This is a genomic window from Actinomadura geliboluensis, from assembly GCF_005889745.1.
Taxonomy (GTDB): Bacteria; Actinomycetota; Actinomycetes; order Streptosporangiales; family Streptosporangiaceae; genus Spirillospora; species Spirillospora geliboluensis.
The window spans coordinates 1-4502 of record NZ_VCKZ01000577.1; the positions used below are offsets into that span (position 1 = coordinate 1).

General features: G+C 69.9%; 4 protein-coding genes and 1 pseudogene. 4 read left to right on the forward strand and 1 reads right to left on the reverse strand.

The features are described 5' to 3' along the window. Positions 1-220 precede the first annotated feature (220 nt). Positions 221-1162: an ArsR/SmtB family transcription factor gene (locus tag ETD96_RS41675; protein ID WP_205719729.1), complete on the reverse strand. Its 942-nt coding sequence runs from the start codon at positions 1160-1162 to the stop codon at positions 221-223. Between the two features lie 253 nt (positions 1163-1415). On the opposite strand from ETD96_RS41675, the gene ETD96_RS41680 reads away from it, so the two are divergent. The 4 genes and pseudogenes from ETD96_RS41680 to ETD96_RS41695 all read left to right on the forward strand — a co-directional run. Beyond that, positions 1416-2402: an alpha/beta hydrolase gene (locus ETD96_RS41680; protein WP_205719730.1), complete on the forward strand. Its 987-nt coding sequence runs from the start codon at positions 1416-1418 to the stop codon at positions 2400-2402. A gap of 48 nt (positions 2403-2450) precedes the next feature. Further along, on the forward strand, positions 2451-3173 hold the full coding sequence (locus tag ETD96_RS41685) for a C39 family peptidase (protein ID WP_138641994.1): 723 nt from the start codon (positions 2451-2453) through the stop codon (positions 3171-3173). Positions 3174-3295: 122 nt separating this feature from the next. After that, on the forward strand, positions 3296-4198 hold the full coding sequence (locus tag ETD96_RS41690) for a hypothetical protein (protein WP_138641995.1): 903 nt from the start codon (positions 3296-3298) through the stop codon (positions 4196-4198). A 56-nt stretch (positions 4199-4254) separates the two neighbouring features. Next, positions 4255-4502, forward strand: a pseudogene (locus ETD96_RS41695) (hypothetical protein); the annotation flags it as partial.

Sequence of the window (4502 nt, forward strand, 5' to 3'; positions counted from 1 at the left end):
TCCTGTACCTGACCGGCCTGAACCAGCGCGAGCGAGTCCGCCGGGATGTTCAGCCTCGAATGCCCCAGCCGATGAACACCGTGGCACCACCGCCCCACGGCGGGGCCACGGAGCGTCCCCACGCCTCACCACGCGTGGTTGGGTCGCGCGTCGGGGAACCACAACCGCGCCGGGCATGTGCGCTCTGCCGGGACCGTGGAGTTGCGCCCTCCCCGGGCTCTCAGGGAGGCATCAGGAGGTGTCGGCCCCGGCTGGTCAGGCGGTGCCTGACATGGGTGCCGTCCCGCTCGCTGTGGACCAGGCCCGCGTCCCGCAGCACCTTCAGGTGACCGCTCACCGTGGACGCGGGCATGCCCAGGCGGACGGCGACGGCCCCCGTCGTGAACCTGACGGTCAGGGCGCTGAGCACACGGGCCCGGCCGCTGCCCAGCAGGGCGGCGAGGGCGTCCGCGTGGCGGGTGGCGGTGCCGGACTCCCGGGGCTCGCTGCGGATCGGGTAGACCACGACCGGCGGCAGGCTGGGGTCGGCGATGGCGATCGGCGCGGTGTGGCAGAAGAAGGACGGGATCAGCCGGACGCCGCGTCCGTTCAGGCGCAGTTCGGCGTTCACCGGGTACGGCGCGGCGAGGACGGGGTCTCGCCACACGAACGGTGCCAGCGTCTCCAGCATCGCCACCGGGCCGCCCTCCAGCGCCTCCATCCGCCGCTCCCAGTCGGCGGCGACGGTGGCCTCGACCTCGCTCCAGTCCGGTGCGATCAGCCGGGTGTGGAAGTGCAGGACGGCGTCCGCGACCTGGTCGAGCAGGGCGCGGTCGCCCGAGGCGAGCCGCCGGGTCCAGCCGGGGAGCGTCCGGTAGCGGGCCGCCTCGCGCAGTTCGCGGGCCAGCCGGGCGCCGGGCGTGGCGCGCAGCGTCCGCAAGGCGGCCGCCATCCCCTCCTCCGACTCGGTGGGGGTCAGAAAGTCGGGAAAATACGCGGCGTCGGCGGGCGCCAGGTCCCGGAGCAGCCGGGACGCCGCGCGCAGGTCGTCGTCCCGCAGCCGTTCCACCGCTCGGCGCCGCCACGGGTGCAGCCGCCGGGGCAGCCGGGCCAGGGACGTGGTGAGGACGTGGAGCCCGAGGAACGCCTCCCATATCGGATCGGCGGATCTCGCGAGCTGCACGTGCCGAAAATCGCGGTCACTGAAGTGAACGCGCAGGACGCCGCCCATCGCCCAAGATTAAAGAGCGGCGGTCACGAGGGGATTTCGACTGGGCCCGAATACCTCCGCTGCCTTCTGTTCGCCAGGCCCTTACCATCCGCTGCGTGCTGATTCGTCTCCCGAGTGCCGACGCGGAACCGCGGCCGAAAGAGCCCCGAGGCGGCGGATCCGCTTCTTCCGACGGAGCAAGGAAATCCCCCACCAGGAGGTTCGGGTGAGCCAATCGAACATGTCCCGCCGGCAGGTGCTGAAGACCGCCGGCGGCGTGACCGCCGCGGCCGCGCTCGGCGGCGCGGGAGTCATCGGATCCGCCACCGCCGCCCACGCGGCCGGTGACGGGTTCGGCCTGCGGATCGTCGAACGCAACGAGAGCGACCCCCGCATGAAGTACTACCGTTTCGCCACTGACGCGATCGGATGGAACCCCGGGGTCAATGTCCTCCTCCCCAGCGACTACTCGAGCGGGCGGCGCTACCCCGTTCTGTACCTGTTCCATGGCGGCGGCCTCGACCAGGACTTCATCGCCTTCGACCGATGGGGCATCCGTCCCATCACCGTCGGCAAGCCCATCATCATCGTCATGCCCGACGGGGGGCACGCCGGCTGGTACAGCAACCCCGTCTCCTCCAACGTCGGCCCCCGCAACTGGGAGACGTTCCACATCGCCCAGCTCCTGCCCTGGATCGACGCGAACTTCCGCACCTACGCCGAGTACAACGGACGCGCGGTCTCCGGCTTCTCCATGGGCGGCTTCGGCGCGCTGAAGTACGCGGCGAAGTACTACGGCCACTTCGCGTCCGTCAGCGCCCACTCCGGCCCCGCGAGCCTGCGCCGCGACGCGGGCCTCGTCGTGCACTGGGCGAACGTCAGCTCCGCGGTCGCCGACCTCGCGGGCGGCACCGTGTACGGGGCGCCGCTGTGGGATGAGGCCAGGGTCACCGCGGACAACCCCGTGGAACGCATCCCCAGCTACCTCAACAAGCGGATCTTCCTGGTCGCCGGGACCAGCCCCGACCCGGTGAACTGGGCCGACTATGTCAACGAGACCCAGGTGCTCGCCGGCCAGCGGGAGTTCCGCGCCCGCCTCGGCGACGCCGGCATCCCCCACGAATGGCATGAGGAGCCGGGCGGCCACGTCCTCCGCGAGGGCATGTTCCGCCTCGACCTCGACGGCATCATCGGTCGGCTCCTCAAAGCGTGACCAGTCGTTCCTCGTGATCCCCACACGACGACCGCCCCAGGAGCCCTGATGCGCAGGAGACTCATCCCACCCGCCATGGGTACCGCCGTCGCGACCGCCGCCGTCCTCACCGGCCTGGCCGGACCGGCCGCCGCGCAGGATCCCCCGTCCCCGGCCCCGGTGGTCGTGGCCGGGGATGCGACCTCCGCCGGAACGGCCCTGGTCGCCGGCCAGAACAGGCCGGGAACCCGGCTGCACGTCGAGTCCGCGCGGACCACCGCCGTCCGCACGCTGGAGATCGACTACCAGGTCCAGGAGACCGGCTACTGGTGCGGGCCCGCAGCCACCCGCATCGCCCTCTCCGCGCGTGTCGCGCCGCCGAGCCAGGCGACCCTGGCCGCCGAACTGGGCACCACGCAGAACGGCACGGACCACATCGGCCAGGTGACATGGGTGCTCAACGCCCGGCTCGGCACGGGCTGGTACGAGACCAAGGAGATGCCCGACGACCCGCCCACGCAGGCGCAGCGCGACCTGCTGTGGCGGGACGTCGTGCTCGACATCGACAACAACTATCCGATCGTCGCGAACATCGTGGCCCCGCCCGGCAACCAGCCGCCCGGCTACCCGTCCAACCAGACGATCTACCATTACTTCACCGTGATCGGCTACGACGACGTGCAGCGCACCGTCCTCATCGCCGACCCCGCCTCGTTCGGGGGCTACCAGATCTACTGGCTCTCGTTCGACCAGCTCGCGACACTGATCCCACCGAAGGGCTACTCGGCCTGACCTGGTGACGCGCGGTCTCGCCGCCCGGCCTTCCGACGAGGCGCTTGCCCTGCTGATCGCCGGATCACGGCGCGGTGGCCAGGCATTCGATTCCGGCCCTTCCATGGCTATTCTCGGGCCCTGTGACGACAACTCGGGAAAACCGGCTCCTCCGTAAGCAGCGAGAGCTTGAGGCAGTCGCGAGCAGCGATCCAGACGCCATCGCAGCGGTGCTCCGGGACCACGCGCCTCATTTTAAGGAGAGGGAGGTAGTGCTGCGGGGATTGCTGCTCCTCGGTGGGCGCGGTGACGTCCCGTTCTCCCCGAATCCCTGGGGTATATCCGCCTCTTACGGCCTCGACGAGGCGCTGAGCCGCGTGTGGCTTCCGGTCGCCGAGCGGTGTCAGCAATTCGTGGCCGCCGTCCGGCGGGAGATTTTCGGGCTGGCGCTAGTGGAAGCGTCGGGTGAGTTCTCACTCGCCTACCTATTCCTGCGACGCTTCGGCCGACGGGCCTCCTCGACGGCGCCGAGGAGCTTGGATGCGCTGCCCTCGCGAGCCGAAGAGGGAGCCCGGCTGGAGGTGATGTGGGGAGAGAGGCCGTTCCCGCCGGATTCGCCTCCCATTTCGGTGCTGGACGTATCCGTTCCCGCCGCAATCCAGGCGCTGGCCGGAGTGCACACCGTGCTGAGGTCCCCTGAGTCCCATTTGCAGTTCACCGACTCCGGCGGCGAAACCCTCGGCGACCTGCTGCGGGAGCGCAATGCCGAGTTCGACGAAGAAGACGTGGACGAGGAAGAGGAGGAAGAGGAAGAGGAGGACTGGCAGCTCGCGGATCTCCGCGCGGGAGTGTTCGACCGATGCATCTATCTAGGGCACTGCGATGAGGCCGCCGAGGGGTATTACTACGACCTCGGCAACGGGCAACCGTCCCCGGACCCGTTGGTCGTGACACATGACCAGGACGGCTCCTCGCACGGCGACAGTTTTCTGGAATGGTTCGACCGCCGTGCCCAGGAATTCCTCCTGTGCGTCCCCTCGGGCTGACTGGATGTCGCCGCCGTGATGCTCGCGCTTGCCCAGCCACCACAGGCCGGGCCCCCGTGCCTCCGAAGGTTCGCGCCGCCACCTACCGGATGCTCGCCGCCATGCCCGGGGTCACGGCCGTGGGCGCGGTCACCGACGAGCGTGGACGCAAGGGAGTCGGGCTGCACGTGCGGGTCATGCGCGAGGTGGCCGACACCCTGGTCATCGACCCGGAGTCCTCTTTCGTGCTGAGCCTGTCGCGCACCACTTCCAATGTCCCCGGCGAGGTCGACAAGACCCTGTACCCTGTCTCTTATACCCATCT

What these genes read in the sequence shown, in the direction of transcription:
- ETD96_RS41685 (WP_138641994.1), top strand. Translation starts at nt 2,451, where the DNA reads ATGCGCAGGAGACTCATCCCACCCGCCATGGGTACCGCCGTCGCGACC.